The organism is Dactylosporangium roseum (assembly GCF_025264685.1).
In the GTDB taxonomy this organism is placed as follows: Bacteria; Actinomycetota; Actinomycetes; order Mycobacteriales; family Micromonosporaceae; genus Dactylosporangium; species Dactylosporangium roseum.
On sequence record NZ_CP073721.1, the window covers coordinates 7864969 to 7886916 of the forward strand.

Here is a 21948-nt window from a genome sequence, read left to right on the forward strand (position 1 = left end):
TCGCCTGGTCGGCGGTCGGCTCCAGAGTCGGTTCCAGAGTCGGCTCCAGGGTCGGCTCCGCTGTCGGTTCCACGGTCGGTTCCGGCGTAGGCTCCGTTGTGGGCTCTGCCGTGGGTTCCGGTGACGCGGTGGCCGTTTCGATCGGCACCGGCAGCACGGTAGGCGATCGTCTCGTTGCTTCGGGCCGCCGCGGCCGCTTCTTCTCACTCGCCGGCGGCACGGTCGTCCGGCCCGGTCCGGCAAGATCCAACACCGGCACGGGAGCGGCGGGCACGGCGGCGAGGTTCAGCGACGGGCTGCGGTCGATGGTCGGCCGCTGGGGCAGGGCCACGCCGTTGTCGGTCGGCCCGTAGTCAGCGGTCGGCGGTCCATGGAGATGGGTCGCGCCGATGGCGACGAGGGCGAGGGCTCCCACTCCCCCCACGACAAGCGCGGAGGATGGCAGTCGCCACACCCGGCGGTGCTTCGTGACGTAGTGGGCCCGAGGATCGTTGAAGAAGAGACGCATGCCCGAGTCTGCGCAGGCCAACCCCGCGAACGGCGGGATTTGTGGCGGGGTGTCACGATGTCATACGGTAGCGGTCGGTTGGTCGGATCGGCCGACCACGCCGGACGGCGTAGCTCGTGTGGGTGATCGTTCCGCGACGCGGGCGATCTGGCACACTGATCGTCGTTCCTCGGGAGGGCTCGCCTAGTGGCCGATGGCGCCGGTCTTGAAAACCGGTGAGGCGTTCCGCGTCTCCGTGGGTTCGAATCCCACGCCCTCCGCCAAAGATCAGCAGAGACGCCGCCGGAGCAGCGAGAATGCTGCCCGGCGACCAACTTCGTCTATCCGGCCGCGAGCCTGCTGAGTCTCGCTCGAACTCGCTGTGGCCCACTCGTTGTGCATGAGCTGTGCATGGCATCCCAGAGTAGACAGGCTCCCCCCGAGGACGACCGCGCTCAGACCCTCACGTGACTGATAGGGTGCTTCGTCCGCCTCGACATTCGACTTTTGGGATCGCCGTGGATCTTGACGCCTATACGATGGATTGGTTGGACGGACAGACCCGCGCTCCTTCTGGGGAAAAGCCCGGCCGCCACGAGCTCGACTTGTACCGAAAGTCGATGGGACGTGTCACCGACGTGTTCCTGGCGCTCGGCAAGGCTGGCCGGATCGATCTAGCCGAGAAAGTTCTGCGGGATGAGCGTCGGATTGGTTATACCGAGCGGATGAGCTACGCCCAGCTCGCCGCCGCCTCCGCAGTCGTCGCTGGTGACACTGGAATCCGAATGTTGGCGGAGGTGGCCGCTGGTGATAGCTACAAGTCTTGGGCCAGCTACGGGATCGAAGCTCTTTGGCTTGCGGCATCCGACAAACCACTGCCCGCCGAAGGTTACGCTTCCTCCGCCTCTGAAGTTCGGTTCGAGATTCCAAGCATGATTCGAGCAAAAGCGCGCGCAGCTTTAGACGAATTGATTGTGAACTCCAAGGAAAACAGAGCGCTGTTCGCGAAAATTCTCACGCTTGCAAGCAATGAAGCAAACAAGAATCAGATCGTGGGCGGTGTAAACGACTTCACCGAACACATCATGAAGGTACTGACCGCCGGCTCCATCGCGGTGCCGGCATCAATTCTTGATGACTTCGAGGAACTCGTCTCGAAAGATTTGCCCGAGGAGCGCTACCAAGAGTTCCTTAAGAGGTATCCAACTGTGCTCGACCCCCTGGCGGCCGCAGTCATTCCGAAGCATCGGATGGGTACCGAGTTCGTCACTGACTTTGTCATCCGGCGCCACGACCTGCGCTACCTTGTGGTCGAAATTGAAAAGCCTCAGGATCGGATCTTCACTACAAACGACGACTTTACCCGAGAATTTACACATGCTCTTGGGCAAGTCCTCGACTTTCAGGGCTGGGTAGCGGAGCACGGGCCATACGCCCGGAACGCACTACCGAACATCGAGAATCCGCGGGGCCTGCTGGTTATCGGTAGGCGGGCGGCACTCAGCGCCCGCCAAGAGCGCAAGCTTCGACGGTGGAGCGTTAATAGCAACTTGATTGATGTTGTGACGTTCGACGACTTGGTAACGTCGGGTCGACAATTGCTCAGTAGCCTTCGCTCGCTGGTCGACTAGGCTCGATGCATTCGCCGCAACGCCAACCGAACTCAATTGCCTGACCCATCAACAATCAGCATCAGGGCGCGGTTGGCATACATCTTCGGGTGGTTCGGTATTTTGCTGCAACGCTGCCTCAATGCGGCGTCGGGCAGCTTCGTCCTGGCCGTCGATGCACTTTGCGTATACCTTTAGCAGCACGTTCACACTGTGGCCGGCCCAATCGGCGACCTGCGTGGCCGGCACGCCAGCATTGAGCCAAAGCGACACGGCAGCATGCCGGAGGTGATACGGCACCTTCGCCAGCGGCGAGCGCTGCTGCACCTCGGTCAAGGCCATTGCCCGCGCTTGTCGCCAAACCCGGCTGTAGGTTTCCTTCGACACTGGTCCGTGCTGGAAATACCGGCGAACGAATAGTCGGCCGTCGGCAGCCACCCCGTGCTCGGCAACATGCTGTCGCAGCAGGCGCACCAGCTCAGGCGCAGCCGGAACGATGCGCGTCGCGCTGGCCGCGCGGTGCTTTAACGCGCGGTCCTCCATGACCTCACCGCTGTCACTCCATTCCTGGCCGGCACGCTGAGTCGATCCGGTCAGATGCAGCGAACCCCATCCGGACTTCGGTAGGTCACAGTCGTCCAGGCGGAGATGCAGAGCCTCGGCCGGCCGAAGGGCCGCGAAGTACATACAGGCGAAGAATGCCTTGAGGCGCGCGTCCTTCTTCGCCACAGCGTCCAGCAGCAAGCGTGCTTGCGCGGGATTGACGACGACGCGCCGGTCAACCTCCTCGTCGTTCTTCGGGGCAGACCACTGCACGAAGTCCATCGGGTGTGTGTCGAGCCGGCGTAGCTCAACTGCGTACCGCAACGCGCCGTAGAAGACGGCTCGCTTGCGAGCGACTGTGTTCGGTGCCGCCGCCTTGCCCGTCCGTCTTCAACGCCAACTGATCCAACGCTTTCCGAACGAGCCCCGCGTCCGTCAACGCCGCGAGCTTGACGGTGTTCCTCCTCAGCCAGTCGATGGCGCGGACGTGCTCGTCATGTGGTGGGCCGGCGTCTCGCTGAGCCTTGTTGAACGCCCACGCATACAGAGCACGTCGGATCTCCCTGTCGCTCGGAGCGCCGCGTTCGGTCAAAAGCAGCGCCGGTGTCACGGTTGCAAGACTCTCAGCGATCGACTTGCGCTGCGTGGCTGCAGCACGGGGCCATTTCATGTCAACGAATTCAGTAGCGTGCTCGAACCACGAGCAAGCGCGCAGTTCCCGCGCCATCGGTTCGGGAAGTCCGCTCGGCTCGTCAAACGCGACGCCTTCCCGCTGCGCGACGATGAGCCTAGACCGGAAGCTCTCCGCCAACGCTTGGGTCTGGAACGCCTTGCTGAACCGCTTGCCGGCGACCAGCCATCGGAGCTGGTAGGCAAGCTTCTTCTTGCCGGTCTTGCGGTCCTTTACTTCGTAGGTACTGATCCCCCAGATACGCACGTCGTACGTGCTCATGCTGCGGCGTCCTCCTCGTGGGCGGTGAGCCAGGCGTCGAGATCGGTGCGGCGGATGCGGAGACTGCCGTTGGGGTACTTGATCGTTCGGGGTGCCTTCCCGATGGCCTTCCAGCGGAAGAAGGTGGACTTCGGGACGTCCAACTCGGCGAGCACCTGGGCGAGCGTGAGCAGCTCGCCGCCACGTGTCTTGGGTAGCCGGCTGACGTTGGGCGTGGTCATGCGGTGGTCCTCCCCGTGGGCGGTGCGGTGGTCAGGGGTCGCTCGGTGCGGCAAGCGAGGGGCCTTTCGCCTCGATCCGGTCGGCTGCTGAGCGGGGGGCAGGGCGGCGGTCGGGGTGCCGCCGCGATATCCGCGAAATGCCGTGCGGGGCGAGGGTTCTGCGGATTACGCGGATTGTGCGGACGGCTCATCGGGTCGCCGCCGTGAGCGGATGCACGGTGCCGGTTGGGCGGATCACGTCCGGGTGCACCAGCCACGCCGGCGAGGGCGGGCGGCCGGCGCCGGCTCGCGTCGGCGTTGGCTCGGCGCGGATGTAGCCGTGCGCCTGCAAGAGGTTGAGCGGCGGGTCAAGGTCGCTCGCCTTCGGGAACCGGCCTCGGGCAACGGCGCTGAACAGCTCGCGCGAAATCCGCGATCCCTGAGCCGTACGGTCGCGAGGTCATCGTGGCCGTCCGAGACACTGGGCGGCCGGTGGCGATCGTCAGCAACAACTCGGCCGGCGCGATCGAGGCGTACCTGTCCGAGCATCGGCTTGCCGGCCACATCGCCTACGTCGCCGGCCGCGCCTATGCCCAGCCGGAGCGGATGAAGCCGAACCCCGAGCCGATCTGGCGCGCGGCGACGGCGCTCGACGTCGAGCCGGCGACGTGCGTGCTGGTCGGTGATTCACTGTTCGACATCGAAGGCGCGCAGGCGGCCGGCGTGCCAGTCATCGCCCATGCCAACAAACCGCCGAAGGCGCAGCGATTCACCGACGCGTCAGCCGACGTGGTGCTGACCAGCATGGGCGACATCGCTTCGGCACTGCTGGCACTGGGTGAAGGCCGGTAGCCGATGTGCTGCTACGCAGCCGGCAACGGACGGAGCGCGTCGACCGCTCGGGCGGTCTTGCTCACCGCGTCGAGCGCGGCACGCAGTTGGTCGACCTGCGCCAGCGTCAAGTCATGCGCACCGCGCTCGCCGTAGAACGTGTGAAACCTCAGCCCCACCAACGGCGCGCCACTGCGTTCAACGTACTCGACGTTCACGCCACAGCCGGAACGCTCGTCGTACCGCACCGTGCAGTCTGGCGCAACGTCACTGGCAATCTCCTGGTCAACGCCTACGTCAACGCTCCTCAGCGCAAGTTGAGTTGGTAGTCGGCTCCGGCGTCCAGCCGAGAAACCGGTCATAGAGTTCGGGCAACGCGGCGACCCCGAGATCTTCGGACGCCTCAGCGACCCGCGCCGCCATCAGCACCGTCAGCGCACCAAGATTGTTCGCAAACTCGTCCGCAAGGTGGCGTCGCACCGACCCGCACGGCCAAGGCCGCCCACACCGGACACAAACCCACTCCGGCCGCGCCGGCGCATGCCGATCATCGGGCTGCCCAAGCGCGGCGGCGAGTTGACGCGCGTGCGCGGAGGCACCAGCGGCAAGCCGCAGCGCCCCTCGGACCGCTTCCACGGTTGGCCCGTCGTTACCGCTCATCAGGTGCAGCCGGTGTACATCGTCGGTGACGACCAGGACGAGGCCGCTGTAGTGACGCTCGGTTCGCGCGGCGACCGAAGGAAAGCCAAGACCTATCAGCCCGGCCGATGCAGCGTCGCTGCGCGGCGGTGCCTGCTTACGCATCCGACCTCCCGACGTCATCGCGGACGCATGTCGGCTCACACCGCCGAGGGCCGGGCCTGCTGAGCGTCGCCGCTGCTCAGGTGTGATCCGGTGGTGACGATGTGGATGACAGCCGCGACGTTCGCGCCGCTGTCATGCCCGCAGCACAAGGCTAGAGCTATACGTCCCTGTACGTCTATAGACGTAGCTGAAGGATCGCTGATGTACCTGCACATCTACGTTGCCGACATGGTCGATCCGGACGGCCCCACGCCCGTATACGTGCAGATCGCCGACATCATCCAGCAGCGGATCGAGGCCGGCGAGCTACAGCCCAACCGGCCGATCCCAAGCGAACTCGCCCTCCAGCAAGAGTTCGGCGTGGCCCGAGGCACCGCCCGCCGCGCCGTCGAACTCCTCCGCGACCGCGGCCTCGTCTTCACCGTTCCGCAGCGCGGCACATTCGTTGCCGATCGGCCCGCCGACGACGCATAGATCCCATGGGTCATCCCACAGAATTTCAGGCCAAACACACCAGCCAGGCCTCAAGATCTCTAGCCCAGCGAGGGCATTTTTGATCATGGCCCGAGTGTGAAGCCGAACGGGCGAGCCCTTCCGGCAGTAACGGCCGGTTATCATGACCGGATGAGGAAGGGGCCTATTGTGGATCTTGATCCCGCAAGGGCTCACCGCCTAGTCGAGATCATGAGCCCATTCGACCAAGCGCTCTGGAACCGAATCCTACGGGGGCCACTTCCATCTGTCCCCGACTTGATTCCCCTCGACCGCATACCTTCCTTCCAGCTTACTGTCGAAGCGGCGATAGCCGTCGACGGAAACCCTCTCGAAGGCGTTCGACCTCGCGACGTACAGACGCACCTGGTGCAGTCTGGCGCTAGCGCCTTGATGGTAGTCGACTTCCCCGACGCGCCTTTCGTTTTGGCCGCCATACCGTCAGAGTTCTCCGGCGTCTTTCACCTCGTGTCCACGGTGCCCGTAACCGATGGACGATGGAAAAGGGTTGAACGCCGAATTAGCACCTCATCAACGGTAGCCTCATGCTATCTCAACGAGGCAGACTTCACAGCGGCCGGCGACGCGCTTACAGAATTCGGAGACGTTGAGGTAAGTCGAGTAACGGCACGCGATTCAACTGACTGGTCTTCGTTGTCACGCGGCTGGCAGCGCTCACCTTTCGGTCGCCTATCCCACAGAGACGTACTCCGCTATCTCGATGAGGTGAACGCCTCGGTCCGAACAATGACCCTTAGTGTCAAGGATCGGCTTCACATTCACCTAAGGCGACTAGCTGGAACTACGTACTACAGTGGCGATCGGGCTCCGTTTGCGCGAGTACTTGACGTAATCTCGGCGGCAGCGGCGCGTCGACGAGAACTGCTGATTGGCAGAGAGCGGAGAATCAGCGTACCGGCCTCGGCTCCGATCGCCGTAACATTGCCAACACCAAGATTCTCGGACGCGAGCGCCACAGGCGACCTACTAACCGAACTCTCTCGAATTCAGAACTCCGGGATCGCCGTTCTACATCGCAACCCGTACCTGCATGTAGTATTCACCGATTACCTCGATGGTTCGAACTTCGATCTCTTCGTAACGGAAGCTAACGTAATTGAGATCCATCCGGGCTTCCGAGCAAGCGTTGGTGCAATCGCGCGGCTCGCGGATCGGCTTGCGGAGAGATTCGCTGCGGTGAGTACGGTCGAGTCTGGAGTTGCCGATACAGTGACACTCGACGACCTAACAGTGGCCCTATAGCGAGGCGGCGTGGCCCAAACCTCAGCACAAGAGCGCGCAGAGCGACAGCTCCTCGAAAGCTTTGAACGATACGATCAGTACGTTGATATCGTATCGGCGTTCGAGTGGCTCTTCACGGACGTTCGAGTGAAACAAGTGCCCGAGTACGTGTTGCACTTTGAACGCTTCCCGCGTGCCAAGAACCCGTCGGGCGATGAATTGACGCCCGATTTTACCGCCGCCTTTAAATCAGGCAACGGACTAGTCGGAGAAATCGCCACCATCGCCATTCACGAGAATAGCGTTGACAAGCTGTGCAAGCAGATACTTCGATACGACTCACTTACAAGTCTGCCGGATGGAAGCGGTGGACGGATCCGTTGCACATGTGACGTTATCTTGCTGGTTCCGTTCAGCGTTGGAGCCGCTGCCGCCCAGCGAATCTTGGTCGATCGTATGGCTAATGCCGATGATTCGTACAAGCCAACTCGCGCTCCGATAATTGTTCAGTATGCACGAGAAGGAGAGGCGTACGTCTTTCAGCGCTACAGTGACCCCGCCAACGGTGTCCTCGTAGAAACAGGACGCGAGCCTCCGATCTTGCCAAGACTTAACATTGGGCTCAAGATTCGAGCGGCCCAATTTGTGGCAATCAAGGCAGCTCGTGCGTTCATCAATGACGGCACCGATCCACTCTACCTGAGTACCCATTTGTGGACGAAGACTTGGCCAACTCAGCACGGAGCACCAAGGCGTGATCCGATCAAGGTAAACCCAGCCTCAACAGCGAATCTGCTACGGCGACAACACGGTAGGGGCTCGGCCGGAGAGGTCCGTGCCGCACTGGAGTTGCTGGCTCAAGCCGGTCTAGCCGCACAACAAGCGAAGTCTGGAAGCTGGGAGGTGGCTTGGGCTCGTCTCACCAGGCAAGGCGACAGCGACATTCACAAGATCATCGCCCGGCGAGCGTGCGGGGGCACGCCAACTCGTTCTCGTCGACTCGCCACGAGGACGCCAAGCGCATACGAGCAGGGATCGCTTTTTTGACGCCTGCCGTTCGAGATCGAGTCGCAGTCGCACGGGCCGTGCGCAGCACCCATGCCCGACGAGTGTCATGGCTATGGATGTCTTCGCCGTTTCCGCAGGTCAACATCCATGCGGTCTCTGGTCTTGAATCCGGTGAGGCGTTCCGCGTCTCCGTGGGTTCGAATCCCACGCCCTCCGCACAGCACAAGCAAGAACGCCCGCTGGGCAGCAGAAACACTGCCCAGCGGGCGTTCTGGTCTATCGGCCGGCTGTCCCGCTCGATCTCACCGAAACCCGCCTCGGCCCACTGGTTGTGTCATCACCGTGTCATCGGATGCCCTGAGGGCGAGGCCATGGCGCCAGTTAGGACGTGCTTGCCATGAGGCGCCTCCGCAGGTCCTGCGGCCGAGACATGAAGTCCAACAGATACAGGTAGCCCAGGAGTGGTAGGTCGTGCGAAATCGTGCCGTCGTGATTCGCAAGAAGAGCGTTCGTCTCGGCTACTCGACCGGCGTTCTTTGCGCCGTGGCCGTGAGTGGCGTCACGTAGTAGCTTGACGTATTTGGCAGCGGCGTTGACCTTAGAAAGCCCAAAAATCTTCATCTCGTCAGGCTTGGTTGAGCTAGATCGGATGAAGAAGCCATCCTGGACAGACTTCAAGGCGGCAACGGCGCGTTCTGCGAGCGGCAATAGCACTTCGGCCGCAGTGGGGCTCATGGTGCCCCGAAGCCGAGTTAGTGCCCGCTCCGCTGTTACAAGATGAGCCGACTTCTCCACGCTTTGCTGACTGATTCGGTCGAGGATGTCGAGTACCGTGAACAGCAGGACCTGCTGTGCTTCTGCATCTCGATACGACGTGAGGATCGATCCGGTGCGCCGGAACAATTGCTCGGCTGTAAGTAGCTTCTGGTGGTGTCTAACTGGGTCATATGTGTTGGTCTTGTCGGCGAACACGACCGGATCGCTGAGAACCGAAAAGATCTCATTGAGCTGCTTGGTCCACCAAGCAATCGCATCGGAGCATGCTGCGGGGCTAAGCGTAGGGCTCGTCCACGTTCGCGACGTTTCGGTCGTTCGCGGAACGAGGTGTAACAGTTCGGCGGCTCCGGGGTTGAGCCCGGCAAGATGGCGCCCAAAGCTGTAGACGACTGCACCGAAGGTCCGGTGCGCCGAAAAGGCCCAGATCTGCGGCGTCATGCAGCCGATGAGGGGCGCGAGGTAGGCGTCGAAGGTGTAAATACCGTGTAGAAGTCCGTCTCCGCTAGAGAACGGTCGATCACCTTTGGCAAGACTGTTCTTTATATAGGTAAAATCACCCGCTCTGAGTTGGTCATCGTGCGCGATGCGAAGAAGCACCGCAGGGAACTTCACTCTTCTCACTAGTGCTTCAGATCGGGTAACTACGTGCACGGCAGAATTTTCAAGAAGGTGCTCATTCGAATCGCCTTCGAGGGCCATGATGTGAAGCCCACGGTAAACGCCTTCGGCGGTTCCGGCGAGATCCTGCGGCCCTGCAACCATGGTTTGCAGAATCCACAGGTAGAACACGTCGACGATGGAATTTGACTTTAGAATGCGCTGCTCGATGTTATGTATCTGCTTCTGGGTGAACTGATCCAGGCTACTGCTTTCGCCTGCTCTTGTTGAGATTTGCGAAAGTGTGGGGAAGGTGCTGGATTGCTGGCGCGGCCCGGCAATGTTCTGGCTGGCGACGAGTGCTGGACGGTTGCGGTAATAGGATTCCTTAGTCTGAATCGAGAAGAAGCCGCTTTGCCGAGAGCTGCGTCGGACATGCAGATCTGCGCCGTTGAAGAACTCCAGCGGCATTCCACCCCAAAGCCATGCTGGTACTGCCACGTTGACGCACGGGATTGGTCGACTACTGCTCACAAAAGCAGCGTACTCCCGAGCTGTTATCGGGGCGACGCCTTATCGCACGCTGATCGTTGAGCGACCGGCCCGGTGAACTGGCTGCTCATTCCGGCAACGCGGTGCCGTGATTGCTTGCTGTCAGCAGAGCTGCTTCGATTCGGTGGCGGGCTGCTTCGTCTTGACCGTCGATGCACTTGGCGTAGACCTTGAGCAGGACATTTACGCTGTGCCCAGCCCCTTCGGCAACCTGGGTTGCCGGGACGCCTGCGTTAAGCCACAACGACACAGCCGCGTGCCGCAGATGATAAGGCACCTTCGCCAAAGGCGAACGCTGCTGAGACTCAGTGAGAGCGAGAAGGCGAGCCTGCCGCCACACTCGACTGTAGGTCTCTTTCGAGAAGCGGACGAACTTCGCGGCCTTTTCGAGGGCTTCTTCCCTGGTTGACCGATTCCGCCATTTAGGCGGCCCTTGTCTGTGCTATTGGCGCCCTGAGCGAGACGCGATCCTGAACTCTGTCCTCTCGTCCATCAACGTCCGGCGGCGACCTCGATACCCCATCGTGCGGTTGACGTCCAGTTCACAGGCGCTGCAGGTCCTTCCGAGCATCGTGGACTGGACTCGAAGGGACGGGCGGATTTCTGCCCACGCGGTCTGGGCTTACGCCGCTTCTCCTTGGTGCCGTTCCAGATATTCCTCGACCGCTGCCCGGATGATTCCGGATCGGCCGGCCCTGTCGCGGCCGGCAGCGCTGTCCAGTCTGGCGACCATGTCGCTTGGCATCTTCACTGTTACGACTCGTTCGACTGCTTCGCCGGCCGGGTCGACCTGGACGAAGGTTCCTGTTGGGCTTGTGGGCTTTGCCCACTCGCGCCAAGGAGTGATGTCGTCGGCCTCCAGCAGCCAGTTGGCGATCTCATCCCTGCTCATACGGTCGAAGTCCGGTGTCCCGGTCATCGCTGATCTCCTCTCTGCATCCACTGCTGACCATCGGTGGCGCCAGCCGCACGAGCGCTGTGCACCCGCCAGACGAACGAGTCGTCATTGCGCACGAGGAGCACCCGTACGAGCACGCGCGCGTCTGTCTCGGCCACGACGAGGAGCAACAGGTCGTTGTACGCCCGAAGCTGCGACCGCTCGTCACGATCCAGTACCTCGGCAACGTCGGCCACGTTCAGCCCATCCCGCAGGGTCGCCTGCGGGAGTTCGTCCGGCTGCGGCATCCGCCACTGCAACTCACTCATGGGGTATCAGTATTACCGGTAATACCGGCGATCGGTAGCCGATCGGCGGGATCGCCGCCCGGTGTCTCTGCGGAACGGTCCGGATCAAGGTCGCCTGGCCCGTGGCGGTGCCGCCTGCATCCGCGGTGGTCCCGTGCCTGAGGAGTGTCATCGATCTCCCAGTTCGGTCTATCGGCGCAGGTCAAGCCAGGCGCACGCTCTGGTCTTGAAAACCGGTGAGGCGTTCCGCGTCTCCGTGGGTTCGAATCCCACGCCCTCCGCTCTCTGACCTGCGACAACCACCGTTGTCACACCGGTGGTTGTCCCGGACCATCCCACACGGCGTCGCTCGTTTGGCCACCACATGGCCACACAAGGCAGCATGCTTACTCGCTTGGCCGCGGAGTGGGCGGCGGCAACAGCGCCACCACAGCCTCGGCCGCCGCGTCGTGCACCGTCCGGCGAACATTTTGGTACAGGTTCCTGGTCTGGTGATGTTCGTGTTCGCGTGGCCGAGCTGGTCCGACACGACCTTCACGTCCAGGCCCGCCTCCAGACCGAGCGTCGCCGCAGTGTGCCGGCCCGGCGTCGAGCGAGCCGGAGGATTGCGTACAGGAGCCGTTCGAGCCTGGTCTGCGTCTCCTTCGCGATCATGTTCTTCAGCGTCTCGAAGACCACGAACATCACCAGCAGGCCAGCGAGTCCGCCAACCAAGTGCCAGATCGTCACGCAACACCGCCGGCCGGGCGCGACTGGACCGGCGCGCGGGTGTACCCGATGGCCTGGTGCAGCTCGGCAAGTGCCCGCCGGGCATGAACGGCGCCGTCCGTGGTGAGGGTGTAGTACCGCCGGGCGGGCCTGCCCGCTTCGGCCTCCTCGATGACCTCTCGGTGTCCTTCAATCCATTCCGCCGCTTCGAGCCTGGCGAGGATCGGGTAGAGCGCGCCGGACTTGAGGCCGGAGGCGCGCATGAGCGCGTAGCCGTAGTGCTGGCGGCCGGGGTCGTCGAGCAGCGCCCGGAGCACCCTGGCGACGTTGGTGGTGATCTGGAACGGTTGACCCATGCCACTATCTTACACATGTCATAACATTACATAGGGGTGCAGTACCGGAAACGTCGACTGATCGACATCCACCCCGCTGTGGCACTTCGTCTAGCGCACTAGATGATTTTCGTCTAGTACACTAGACTCAGTGCATGAAGCGAGTCGACCTCCTGAAGAAGATCCGCACGGCAGCGGCGGGCAAAGGAGTCGACTTCGGACTGCACCGCGAGGGCACGTCCCACAGCATCTACCGGTGCGATGGCCAGAACGTCGTCGTCCCTCGCCACACCGAGATCAACGAAATCACGGCTCGCGCCATCATGCGCGACCTCGAAGACCAACTCGGGAAAGGGTGGTGGCGGTGAAGACTTACACGGCTACCTGCCGGCGCTCGGGCGCCTGGTGGGCGATCAGCGTCCCCGAACTCAAGGGACTCCACACCCAGGCGCGTAGGCTCAGCGAGGCCGAGGCCATGGTCCGCGACGCCCTCGCGCTGTTCCTCGACGTGGCGCCCGACTCGTTCGCCGTCACGCTGCACCCCGAGGTTCCGGAAGCCCGGTGCGAGCTGGCCGAGGCGCTGGATGCCCGGCAGGCCGCCCGAGAAGCGGACCAGAAGTCCACGACCGCGACCGCGGCGGCGGTCCAGCGCCTCGCCGCTCTGGGGATCACCGGCCGGGACGCCGCACAACTGCTCGGACTGTCACCACAGCGAGTGTCGCAGATCGCCAGCAGCTCACCGGCGATCAGGAAGACGACCCAACCGTCCACGGCACTCCGCATCGAGAGGCACCGCAGGAAGGCGGCGGCGAACAGGGAACAGGCTGCCAGAAGAGCGCAGGAGCGGAAGGCCGCTAAGGCGCCGAGCGACAGCACGGCCGCGCGAAGCGGCACCTGACGACGCGACCGAACGCGCCGTACCGCGCCCTCGGAAACAGCACGGCGACTTCCCCGAGGGGTATCTTTAGATCCCCTCGGGGAAGGCAGCGCGGAACCATCCTGCCCAACCGCGGCGGCCTCCAGGGTCGGCGCGGTTGTCGCACCATCCGCTCGCCGCGGGTGCGTACCCTGCCCGCGTGAATGCCGAAAGCCTCATCGCGCTGGACGCAGCCCTGCTCGCCGCCGCAGTGGCCATCGTCGTGCCTGTCTGGACCTTCAAGCGGACGCTTGAGTTCCGCCGGCCATCCTTGGGGAGCCGGCGGCTTGTCCTAAGTCCTTCCTGAGCGCACCTAGTCCGGCGCGAGACCTACCGCCTACGGTGCTGACATGACGAGATCCCTGACATGACCACGCCCATCGAGATCGTCACGTCCGTGAAGGGCAGCACGATCGTCGCGCATTGGCGGAAGGGACGTCATCAGCGTGCTTGGTCCGCCGGGGGCCGATCGCCGCGAAGTACAGAGCGATGTGCATGAGCAGGCACTCGACGCCCTGGCCGGGGCGATCAAGCACGCCACCAATCCAGAACTCTGGCACTCCATTCGCGAACAGGAGCGGCGGGAGTGGCAGGCGCGCATCTGTAGTCTGCGAGGGAAGTGCTACGCAGAGGAAAGCGGCAGAGGAACCACCGCGGTTCGGACCAGCGCATGGAACTGCCCACATGGCACTGTCCCGCCGCCGTCGACGGTTCCCGCGGTTATTCGAGGGACGATCGACTATGTCACGCAGTGGCGCTGAGCCTCTACCCTTTAGCAATGACGGACCAGGAACAGCGCGAGACCGTCCAGCCCCGCGTGAGTGTGCCCGTCCCGAGTACCCGGCCCAGAGACGACTACGGCCCGCCTCCCCCCATGAGTGCGAGGGGTGGGGTCGAGCTGGCGGCCGCCTTCATCGCCAGCGCCGTCGCGCAACAGCTCGTCGGCATCGCGGCCTGGGAGGCGCTGAAGGCCGGGGCCCGTCAGGCCAGGCTTCGCTTCGGCTGGCAGAGCGAGGCCCAGCAGCGACCCTACGCCGAGGCCACGGCCAAGCTGGCCGTCGCGTCGAAGCTCGACGCCGACGCCGGCCTCGACGTCACGGAGTGCCGTCGACTCGGTGATCAGTGGCAGGCGATCGTGATCGGCGAAGGGCGGCGATACCGTGTCCTGATTCCGGCGAAGCCCAAGGAACCGGACGAGATCGCCGTGAGCCTCGAATTGGAGTGAGTGCGTCAGACCGGGGCGAACACGCCGTTGGTCAGGACCGGGACCATGGCGGAAACGCCGGACTGGACGGCCAGGCTCACGTCCTCCGCGAAGCCTCGCTGCCTCAGCTCCTGGCCGCTCACACACTTGCGCACCGCCGCGGGTACGTTGCGTACCGCCGCCAGAGCCGCCAGCGTCACAGCGGCCTCCACCGACAGCGGGGCGCCCAGCATCGACAAGCCGTCGAGGACCGACGCGGCGCCCAGCAGGTCCTCCACACACGGACGGAGCGTGCCGTCCGGCCACAGCTCGCCGGCCGCCACCACGCCGACCGGGGAGGCGGCCGTGCCGTGGCCCTGCGTCACGAGCCAGCGCGCGACGGCCGGGGCGTTGCGCAGGCAGGCCGCCACCACCGCGGCACCCGTGGAGGCGGCCGCGGAGCAGATCGTCGCGCCGTTCGGCGATGGAAGTACCAGATCAGCGGCTATCGGGGCGGTCGACAGGGCGGCCGGGGAGAGCGACCACGGGTGGTCCGCCGTCGCCTGCGAGCGGCCGACGGCAAACGCGGCACCCATGCGATCGGCGTAGGCGCGGGCCTGGTCGGACCAGGGGAAGGGGTGGACGCGCATGCCGCGCGCCACCGCGATGTCCACGGCTGTCGAGAATGACAGCACGTCGACCACGACCAGGACCGAGCAGACGCGGGCGAGTTCGGCCGCACCTGCCGGTCCCCAGTCGAAACGGGCGCCAGAGCCGGGCTGGCTGAAGACGCCCTCGGCCATGTCAGGCGTCTGGGTCGGTGTCACCGGGCGACGCGGGTACTTCCGGCGGCTCGACCGGCTCGAAGAACGTGTCCACGGTGGGCGGCACGTAGGCCGGTGCCTCCGTGGACACCTCACCGAACAGGGCCGGCAGGGTGCCGGTCCAGGCGGCCCGCAGCTCATCGAGCGAGATCGTGAACTGGCCTCGCACGTCGAGGGCCCGGCTACGCCCGTCGACCGAACCGATCACGGTGACCGGCAGGCCGTGCTGCGCACAGAGGGTGACGAACGCCTTCTCGTGGCCGCGCGGCACGGACACCAGCGCCCGGGCGGTCGACTCCGAGAACAGCGCCACGAACGGGTTGAGATCCTCGGGCAGCGTGATGTTGGCCCCGTGGTCGTACCGCAAGGTCGCCTCGACCAGCGCCTGGGCGAGGCCGCCGTCGGAGAGGTCGTGCGCCGACGACAGGTGGCCACGCTCGCCGGCCTCGGTGAGGACCGAGGCGAGGATGCGCTCGCGGGTGAGGTTGACCCGCGGCGGCCGCCCGCCGAGGTGCTGGTGGGTCACCCATGCCCACTCGGAGCCGGACAGCTCTTCGGTCGTCTCGCCGAGCAGCATGATCAGGTCACTGTCGCCGCCGAAGCCCATCGGAACGCGGCTGCCGACGTTGCCCATGACGCCGAGCACACCGACGACGGGCGTCGGGTGGATGGCCTGCGAGCCGGTCGAGTTGTAGAAGCTGACGTTGCCGCCGGTGACCGGGATGCCCAGTTCGGCGCAGCCGTCGGCCAGGCCGCGGACGGCCTCGGCGAACTGCCACATGACCTGCGGGTCCTCGGGGGAGCCGAAGTTGAGGCAGTTGGTCACCGCGAGCGGGGTGGCCCCGGCCGCGGCGACGTTGCGGTAGGCCTCGGCGAGGGCGAGCTTGGCGCCGTTGTACGGGTCGAGCCGCGCGAACCGCGCGTTGCCGTCGACGGACAGCGCGATGCCGAGCCCGGTCTGCTCGTCGATGCGGATCACGCCGGAGTTCTCCGGCTGGGCGAGGATCGTGTTGCCCTGGACGTATCGGTCGTACTGCTCGGTGACCCAGCTCTTGTCGCACAGGTTGGGGCTGGCGGCCAGCCGCAGCAGCGTCTCGCGCAGCTCGACGCCGGTGCGCGGCCGCGGCAGCGTCTCGGCGCGGTCGGCCTGGAGCAGGATGAGGTCGGCCGGCTCACGCATCGGCCGGGCGTAGATCGGGCCGTCGTCGGCGAGCGAGCCCGGCGGGACGTCGACGACGGTCTCACCGTGCCAGGTGATCACCAGCCGGCCGGTGTCGGTGACCTGGCCGATGGCGGTCGCGATGACGCCCCAGCGCTCGGCGACGTGCAGCACCTCGTCGAGCTTCGCCGGGTCGACGATGAGCAGCATCCGCTCCTGGGACTCGCTGGCGAGGACCTCCTGCGGGTCCATCGACGCCTCGCGCAGTGGCACCAGGTTGAGGTCGACGTCCATGCCGGTGCCGGCCGCGGCGCTGGTCTCGGTGAGAGCGCAGGTCAGGCCGGCGCCGCCGAGGTCCTGGACGCCGACGATGAGGTCCCGCTCGTACAACTCGAGGCAGCTCTCGATGAGCAGCTTCTCGATGAACGGGTCACCCACCTGCACCGACGGGCGGCGGGCCGGGCCGTCGCTGTCGAAGGTGGCGCTGGCCAGGACCGACACGCCGCCGATGCCGTCGCGGCCGGTCTTGGCGCCGAGGAGCACGACGATGTTGCCGGGGCCGTGCGCCTCCTTGTTCTGCAGGCGGTTGACCGGCAGGACGCCGACACACAGCGCGTTGACCAGTGGGTTGCCCTGGTAGCAGGGGTCGAAGACGACCTCGCCGCCGATGTTGGGCAGGCCGAGGCAGTTGCCGTAGCCGCCGACGCCGGCGACGACGCCGGGCAGGACACGCTTGGTGTCCTCGTGGTCGGCGGCGCCAAAGCGCAGCGGGTCCATGACGGCGACCGGCCGCGCGCCCATCGCGAGGATGTCGCGGACGATGCCGCCGACGCCGGTGGCCGCGCCCTGGTAGGGCTCGACGAAGCTGGGGTGGTTGTGCGACTCGACCTTGAAGGTCACGGCGATGTCTTCGGAGACCCGGACGACACCGGCGTTTTCCCCGATGCCGGCCAGCATCAGCTCGGACTTCGGAGCCTTCTCGCCGAACTGGCGCAGGTGGACCTTGCTGCTCTTGTACGAGCAGTGCTCGCTCCACATGATCGAATACATGGCGAGCTCGGAGGTGGTCGGCCGCCGGCCCAGAATCTGCCGGATGCGCCGGTACTCGTCCTCACGCAGGCCCAGCTCCTCGTAGGGCTGCTCCTCGTCAGGGGTCTTGCCGGCCTGCTCGACGGTGTCGAACTCGTGCGTCGTGGCGGTCATACGCGGGCTCCCAGGTGTGCGAGCACGGACGTGAAGATGCCGAGGCCGTCGATCGACGGGCCGGTCAGCACCTCAACGGCGTGCTCCGGGTGGGGCATGATCCCGACGACGTTGCCCGCGGCGTTGGTGATCGCCGCGATGTCGTGCAGCGAACCGTTGGGGTTTCCGCGGATGTACCTCGCGACGATCCGGCCCTCGGCCTCGAGCCCGTCGAGGGTGCGCCGGTCGGCCATGTAGCAGCCTTCGCCGTTCTTGACCGGGATCACGACCTCTTGGCGCGACTGGAAGCCGTTGGTCCAGGCGGTGGACGCGTTCTCGATCCGCAGGCCCTGGTCGCGGTTGCGGAAGTGCAGGTGCTGGTTGCGGGTGAGAGCGCCGGGCAGGAGGTGCGCCTCGCACAGCACCTGGAAGCCGTTGCAGATGCCCAGCACGGGCAGACCGTCGCCGGCCGCCTTGACGATCGACTCCATCACGGCGGAGAACCGGGCGATGGCGCCCGCGCGCAGATAGTCTCCATACGAGAAGCCGCCCGGCAGGACGACCGCGTCCACGCCGTAGAGCTCGGCGTCGGCGTGCCACAGCGGGATCGGCGCGCCGCCGGCGAGCTGCACGGCACGGGCGGCGTCACGGTCGTCGAGTGAACCGGGGAAGGTGACGACACCGATGCGGGCGGTCACCGGGACTCGACCTCCGCCGGCTCCTCCACCCGCAGCGTGAAGTCCTCGATCACCGGGTTCGCGAGCAGCTTGTCGGCGATCTCACGGGCACGGTCGAGGTCGGCGGCGCCGTCGAACTCGATCTCGATCCGCTTGCCGATGCGCACTGAGGCCACGTCGGCGACGCCGAGTCGCGGCAGCGCGTTCGCGACCGCCTGACCCTGGGGGTCCAGGATCTCCGGTTTGAGCATGACGTCCACCACGACGCGGGCCACGGGGCACTCCTGACGTTGAGTCGGGCGCTCGAGGGCGAGCGACACGAGCCTACCGGGCGGGACAACGCCGCAGATCACCGGCCGTGACCCGGCATGGCCGATCTTGTAGCGCGGTCCGAAACATCGCCCACCACGCATCTTAGCGGCCTCCCGGAGAACCAAGATCGGCGTCAGAGAATGGGCGGCGGCACGTACGCAGCGGCCTCCGGATGCCGGGCGAGAACCTCGTCGATCTCCGCCACCACCGCGCCGACCTGCGCGGATGCGGCGCCGATGAATACCGAGGGGTTCGCTACCAGGCCTTCTACCTCGGGCCGGGACAACCGCAGCCGCTCGTCGTCGGCGAGTCGCTGGAGCAGGTCGTTGTCCTGGGCACCCTTCTCGCGCATGGCGAGCGCCACCGCCACCGCGTGCTGCTTGATCGCTTCGTGAGCATCCTCACGGCCGACGCCGTGCCCGACAGCCGCGACGAGGACCCTGGTGGTCGCGAGGAACGGCAGATAGCGATCCAGCTCACGCGCCACCACTGCGGGGTAGGCGCCGAATTCGTCCAGAACCGTCAGGAACGTGGCGAACAGCCCGTCGACCGCGAAGAACGCGTCGGGCAGCGCCACGCGGCGCACCACCGAGCAGGACACGTCGCCCTCGTTCCACTGGTCGCCGGCCAGCTCGCCGATCATCGACAGGTAGCCCCGGACCACAACCGCCAGTCCGTTGACCCGCTCACACGAGCGCGTATTCATCTTGTGCGGCATCGCCGACGAACCGACCTGACCGGCCTTGAACCCCTCGGTCGCCAGCTCGTAGCCGGCCATGAGACGGATCGTGGTCGCCAGGCTCGACGGCCCGGCCACGGCCTGCGCCAGCGCGGACACCACGTCGAGGTCGAGCGAGCGCGGGTAGACCTGCCCGACGCTCATGAGCACGTGCCGGAAGCCGAGGTGCTCGGCGACCTTTCGCTCGAGCTCGGCGACCTTGCCGGCGTCGCTCCCGAACAGGTCGAGCTGGTCGGCGGCCGTGCCGACCGGACCCTTGATGCCGCGGAGCGGATAGCGCTCCAGCAGGTTTTCGATCCGTCGGTACGCGATGAGGAGCTCCTCCGCCGCACTCGCGAACCGCTTGCCGAGCGTCGTGGCCTGCGCCGGGACGTTGTGCGACCGCCCGACCATCACCAACTCGTCATACTGCCGGGCGCGTGCCGCGAGCCGGGCGAGTGCGGCGACCATCCGATCCCGGACCAGCTCCAGCGACTTGCGGATCTGTAGCTGCTCGACGTTCTCGGTGAGGTCGCGCGAGGTCATCCCCTTGTGGATGTGCTCGTGGCCGGCGAGCTCGGAGAACTCCTCGATACGCGCCTTGACGTCGTGCCGGGTGGCCCGCTCGCGCTCGGCGATGCTGATCAGGTCGACGTCGTCGACGACCCGCTCGTAGTCCTCGACGACCCCGTCGGGCACGGGCACCCCGAGATCCCGCTGCGCGGTGAGCACCGCGAGCCAGAGCCGCCGCTCGAGGCGGACCTTCTCCTCCGGCGACCAGATGGTGACCAGCTCAGGAGAGGCGTAACGGGAGGCGAGCACGTCGGGAATCCGCGGTTTGTTCACGAGGCCCATTCTGCCTGCCGGGTCCGAGGGGCACCGCAGCCGCCGACCTTGCGCGTCCTGAAAGGCGACATGCGGGATGTGCGAGGTTCGTCGCCGCTGCTTCCGATCCTCTGGACGCGAGCCGCGAAGCCGATCGACTCTCCGCCGCCGCGTCAGGTGCGGGGTGGGTGGTCGCGCTCGGGCAGACCGACCCGCAGCGCCACGCGGTCGAGGTACCACAACTGGGCGGCGACACCCAGGAGCAGGAACAGCAGGAGCATCGGCAGCGGGAGCAGCCGGCCGTACGGCAGCCGGTCGAGGTCGAACGTCTGGAGGACCTCGACCAGCAGGAGATGGGCCGTCATGTGGCGGCTGGTCGCGGAGATCAACGGCCACAGCAGGTTTTGCGCCTGGACCACCCAGGTCACCAGGTACGCGAGCCCGAGCATCGGCAGGGCCGGGAGGACGAGGCTCGACCACGGGGCCGGGCGGTTCTCCTGCCGGAGGGCCTCGCGGCGCAGCGCCTGACCCCGGAACACCAGCGCCAGGATGAACAGCGCCGGGATGGCCACCCGCGACGGCGAGATCAGGCCGATGAACGAGTTCAGCCGGCCCGCGGTGGCCCCCGCGGCGTAGGCGCGCAGGGCCAGCGGGGCGATACCGACGAACAGGAAGAGGCCGAACGGCAACAGCAGCCACTCACTGTGCCGGCCCAGGGGACGCAGGCCGCTGATGCCGAACGCCGCGAGCGCCGCCGCCGTGACCCCGACGAGGGTGGACACCAGCGGGGGCAACCAGGTGTTGCCCCAAGTGGGGTCGGCGACCGGCGACGGGTTGGTGATGTCGGACAGCCACGGCCACAGGGCGAACCCGGTGCCCACCAGCACGACGACCAGCAGGATCCCGCCGACGACCCAGGGCGTGGGGCTCTTCGCCGGGGCGGGCTCCGGTGACGAGCGGTCCACCTCGAGGCGCAGGCCGGTCAGCACGATGATCACGGTCGCGGCCAGGCCGAAGAGCATCAGCGGGAGCAGCACCGTGGCGGAGACGGCCGCGCCCACGCCGAAGTCGCGCGTCCGGAACGACGTGTCGAACATCAGCCGGGCCGGGGTCCCGGCGGGCGAGGTGCCGAAGCCCTCGATGTAGGAGTACGTGAACTCCTGCAGCCCGGCCGCGATGACGGCGAGGACCGCGAGCAGCGCCGTGACGCCCACGGCGGGCCACGGGCTGCGGGTGGCGTCGCGACGCCGGAAGGCCGCGAGGTAGACGACGACCCCGGCGGCCGAGACGAGGCCGAAGGTGCCCAGCCAGTAGATCGGCCGGACTTCGGGCCGGCCGTCGCCGGTCAGGTCACGCGCGCGGTACGCGAGCGCGACGGCCATCGGGGCGAAGGCGGCGAGCGGGATGGTCAGCAGCGCTCGGACCACCCACCGTCCGGCGCGCCCGGTGCGGGCGGCGGCCCAGGCCAGGGCCGGCGCGAGGAGCAGGACCAGGGCGAGCGGCACGGCGGCGAGGCTCAGCCCGAAGAGGAGACTGCCGCCCAGCCCCACGTCGAACGCCTTCGCGTAGTTGTCGAAGCCGGCACCCTCGCCGCCGGGGTTGAACCGCAGGCCGGTGAACCGGTTGAAGCTGGACCGGAACGTCCAGACGGCCGGCTCCACGTAGCTCGTGAGCAGCAGCACGAACGCCGGCAGCACGAGCACGAGGCCGACGGCCGTCTGCCAGGCGGGCCGCGGTGTGGCCGGACGGAGCATGGTGGGCTGGATGCCGGTCATGTCTCCACGATATTGGCGACAGCCGTTCCCCGCCGTTCGACACCATCCCCCCTT

General features: G+C 65.9%; 24 protein-coding genes, 1 tRNA gene and 2 pseudogenes. 10 read left to right on the top strand and 17 right to left on the bottom strand.

Annotated elements, in window-relative coordinates:
- Positions 1-680 precede the first annotated feature (680 nt).
- A tRNA-Ser gene (locus tag Drose_RS37005) sits at positions 681-771 on the top strand.
- A gap of 234 nt (positions 772-1005) precedes the next feature.
- A complete protein-coding gene (locus tag Drose_RS37010) occupies positions 1006-2118 on the top strand; it encodes a Shedu immune nuclease family protein (protein ID WP_260725839.1) in 1113 nt (370 codons plus the stop codon).
- 48 nt (positions 2119-2166) lie between these two features.
- Here Drose_RS37010 and Drose_RS38895 read toward each other — a convergent pair whose 3' ends face one another.
- From Drose_RS38895 to Drose_RS37020, 3 genes are read right to left on the bottom strand one after another with little or no spacing between them, the layout of a single operon-like run.
- Positions 2167-2922: a tyrosine-type recombinase/integrase gene (locus Drose_RS38895; RefSeq protein WP_313899976.1), complete on the bottom strand. Its 756-nt coding sequence runs from the start codon at positions 2920-2922 to the stop codon at positions 2167-2169.
- A 25-nt stretch (positions 2923-2947) separates the two neighbouring features.
- Positions 2948-3592 (bottom strand): hypothetical protein, encoded by a 645-nt coding sequence (locus Drose_RS38900; RefSeq protein WP_313899977.1) that lies wholly within the window; start codon positions 3590-3592, stop codon positions 2948-2950.
- A complete protein-coding gene (locus Drose_RS37020) occupies positions 3589-3813 on the bottom strand; it encodes a helix-turn-helix transcriptional regulator (RefSeq protein ID WP_260725840.1) in 225 nt (74 codons plus the stop codon). The genes Drose_RS38900 and Drose_RS37020 overlap by 4 nt, the downstream gene beginning before the upstream one ends.
- A 405-nt stretch (positions 3814-4218) precedes the next feature.
- On the opposite strand from Drose_RS37020, the pseudogene Drose_RS37025 reads away from it, so the two are divergent.
- Positions 4219-4644: pseudogene (locus tag Drose_RS37025) on the top strand (HAD family hydrolase); the annotation flags it as partial.
- An 11-nt stretch (positions 4645-4655) separates the two neighbouring features.
- Here Drose_RS37025 and Drose_RS37030 read toward each other — a convergent pair.
- Together Drose_RS37030 and Drose_RS37035 are read right to left on the bottom strand one after the other, a co-directional pair.
- Entirely contained in the window at positions 4656-4871 is a 216-nt protein-coding gene (locus Drose_RS37030; protein ID WP_260725841.1) for a hypothetical protein, read from the bottom strand.
- A gap of 49 nt (positions 4872-4920) precedes the next feature.
- Positions 4921-5427 carry a hypothetical protein gene (locus Drose_RS37035; RefSeq protein ID WP_260725842.1) on the bottom strand — a complete coding sequence of 169 codons (507 nt, stop codon included), beginning with the start codon at positions 5425-5427 and terminating at the stop codon, positions 4921-4923.
- Positions 5428-5628: 201 nt separating this feature from the next.
- On the opposite strand from Drose_RS37035, the gene Drose_RS37040 reads away from it, so the two are divergent.
- The 3 genes from Drose_RS37040 (at position 5629) to Drose_RS37050 (ending at position 8208) form a co-directional block, all read left to right on the top strand.
- Complete coding sequence (locus Drose_RS37040) at positions 5629-5901, top strand: GntR family transcriptional regulator (protein WP_390891278.1); 273 nt, start codon at positions 5629-5631, stop codon at positions 5899-5901.
- A gap of 150 nt (positions 5902-6051) precedes the next feature.
- Positions 6052-7182, top strand: a complete 1131-nt coding sequence (locus tag Drose_RS37045) for a hypothetical protein (protein ID WP_260725843.1) — start codon at positions 6052-6054, stop codon at positions 7180-7182.
- Positions 7183-7191: 9 nt separating this feature from the next.
- Positions 7192-8208, top strand: a complete 1017-nt coding sequence (locus Drose_RS37050) for a hypothetical protein (RefSeq protein WP_260725844.1) — start codon at positions 7192-7194, stop codon at positions 8206-8208.
- A gap of 342 nt (positions 8209-8550) precedes the next feature.
- On the opposite strand, the gene Drose_RS37055 is transcribed toward Drose_RS37050, so the two are convergent.
- The 6 genes and pseudogenes from Drose_RS37055 to Drose_RS37080 all read right to left on the bottom strand — a co-directional run bounded on the left by Drose_RS37055 (position 8551) and on the right by Drose_RS37080 (position 12344).
- Positions 8551-10014, bottom strand: a complete 1464-nt coding sequence (locus tag Drose_RS37055) for a hypothetical protein (protein WP_260725845.1) — start codon at positions 10012-10014, stop codon at positions 8551-8553.
- A gap of 148 nt (positions 10015-10162) precedes the next feature.
- Positions 10163-10447: pseudogene (locus Drose_RS37060) on the bottom strand (integrase); the annotation flags it as partial.
- 270 nt (positions 10448-10717) lie between these two features.
- The gene (locus Drose_RS37065; protein WP_260725846.1) at positions 10718-11014 is read right to left on the bottom strand and encodes a ribbon-helix-helix domain-containing protein; all 297 of its coding nucleotides are present in this window, start codon (positions 11012-11014) and stop codon (positions 10718-10720) included.
- Positions 11011-11301, bottom strand: coding sequence for a hypothetical protein (locus tag Drose_RS37070; protein WP_260725847.1), 291 nt, complete (start codon positions 11299-11301; stop codon positions 11011-11013). Before Drose_RS37070 ends, Drose_RS37065 begins: the two co-directional genes overlap by 4 nt.
- A gap of 513 nt (positions 11302-11814) precedes the next feature.
- Positions 11815-11994 (bottom strand): hypothetical protein, encoded by a 180-nt coding sequence (locus Drose_RS37075; RefSeq protein ID WP_260725848.1) that lies wholly within the window; start codon positions 11992-11994, stop codon positions 11815-11817.
- An 11-nt stretch (positions 11995-12005) separates the two neighbouring features.
- A complete protein-coding gene (locus Drose_RS37080) occupies positions 12006-12344 on the bottom strand; it encodes a PadR family transcriptional regulator (protein WP_260725849.1) in 339 nt (112 codons plus the stop codon).
- A gap of 134 nt (positions 12345-12478) precedes the next feature.
- Here Drose_RS37080 and Drose_RS37085 point away from each other — a divergent pair, with 134 nt between their 5' ends.
- From Drose_RS37085 to Drose_RS37100, 4 genes are all read left to right on the top strand, one after another.
- A complete protein-coding gene (locus Drose_RS37085) occupies positions 12479-12691 on the top strand; it encodes a type II toxin-antitoxin system HicA family toxin (protein ID WP_260725850.1) in 213 nt (70 codons plus the stop codon).
- The gene (locus Drose_RS37090; RefSeq protein ID WP_260725851.1) at positions 12688-13221 is read left to right on the top strand and encodes a type II toxin-antitoxin system HicB family antitoxin; all 534 of its coding nucleotides are present in this window, start codon (positions 12688-12690) and stop codon (positions 13219-13221) included. The genes Drose_RS37085 and Drose_RS37090 overlap by 4 nt, the downstream gene beginning before the upstream one ends.
- 178 nt (positions 13222-13399) lie before the next feature.
- Entirely contained in the window at positions 13400-13546 is a 147-nt protein-coding gene (locus Drose_RS37095; protein ID WP_260725852.1) for a hypothetical protein, read from the top strand.
- A 567-nt stretch (positions 13547-14113) separates the two neighbouring features.
- Positions 14114-14464, top strand: a complete 351-nt coding sequence (locus Drose_RS37100; protein WP_260725853.1) for a hypothetical protein — start codon at positions 14114-14116, stop codon at positions 14462-14464.
- A 5-nt stretch (positions 14465-14469) separates the two neighbouring features.
- On the opposite strand, the gene Drose_RS37105 is transcribed toward Drose_RS37100, so the two are convergent.
- The 6 genes from Drose_RS37105 to Drose_RS37130 form a co-directional block, all read right to left on the bottom strand.
- Positions 14470-15225, bottom strand: coding sequence for a 2-phosphosulfolactate phosphatase (locus Drose_RS37105; RefSeq protein WP_260725854.1), 756 nt, complete (start codon positions 15223-15225; stop codon positions 14470-14472).
- Between the two features lies 1 nt (position 15226).
- The gene (gene purL, locus Drose_RS37110; RefSeq protein WP_313899978.1) at positions 15227-17608 is read right to left on the bottom strand and encodes a phosphoribosylformylglycinamidine synthase subunit PurL; all 2382 of its coding nucleotides are present in this window, start codon (positions 17606-17608) and stop codon (positions 15227-15229) included.
- Positions 17605-18285, bottom strand: a complete 681-nt coding sequence (gene purQ / locus Drose_RS37115) for a phosphoribosylformylglycinamidine synthase subunit PurQ (RefSeq protein ID WP_260725855.1) — start codon at positions 18283-18285, stop codon at positions 17605-17607. Before purQ ends, purL begins: the two co-directional genes overlap by 4 nt.
- Positions 18282-18539 (bottom strand): phosphoribosylformylglycinamidine synthase subunit PurS, encoded by a 258-nt coding sequence (gene purS, locus Drose_RS37120; protein WP_260725856.1) that lies wholly within the window; start codon positions 18537-18539, stop codon positions 18282-18284. Before purS ends, purQ begins: the two co-directional genes overlap by 4 nt.
- Before the next feature lie 170 nt (positions 18540-18709).
- A complete protein-coding gene (gene purB, locus Drose_RS37125; RefSeq protein WP_260725857.1) occupies positions 18710-20149 on the bottom strand; it encodes an adenylosuccinate lyase in 1440 nt (479 codons plus the stop codon).
- Positions 20150-20292: 143 nt separating this feature from the next.
- The gene (locus tag Drose_RS37130; protein WP_260725858.1) at positions 20293-21894 is read right to left on the bottom strand and encodes a sugar ABC transporter permease; all 1602 of its coding nucleotides are present in this window, start codon (positions 21892-21894) and stop codon (positions 20293-20295) included.
- Between the last annotated feature and the right edge of the window lie 54 nt (positions 21895-21948).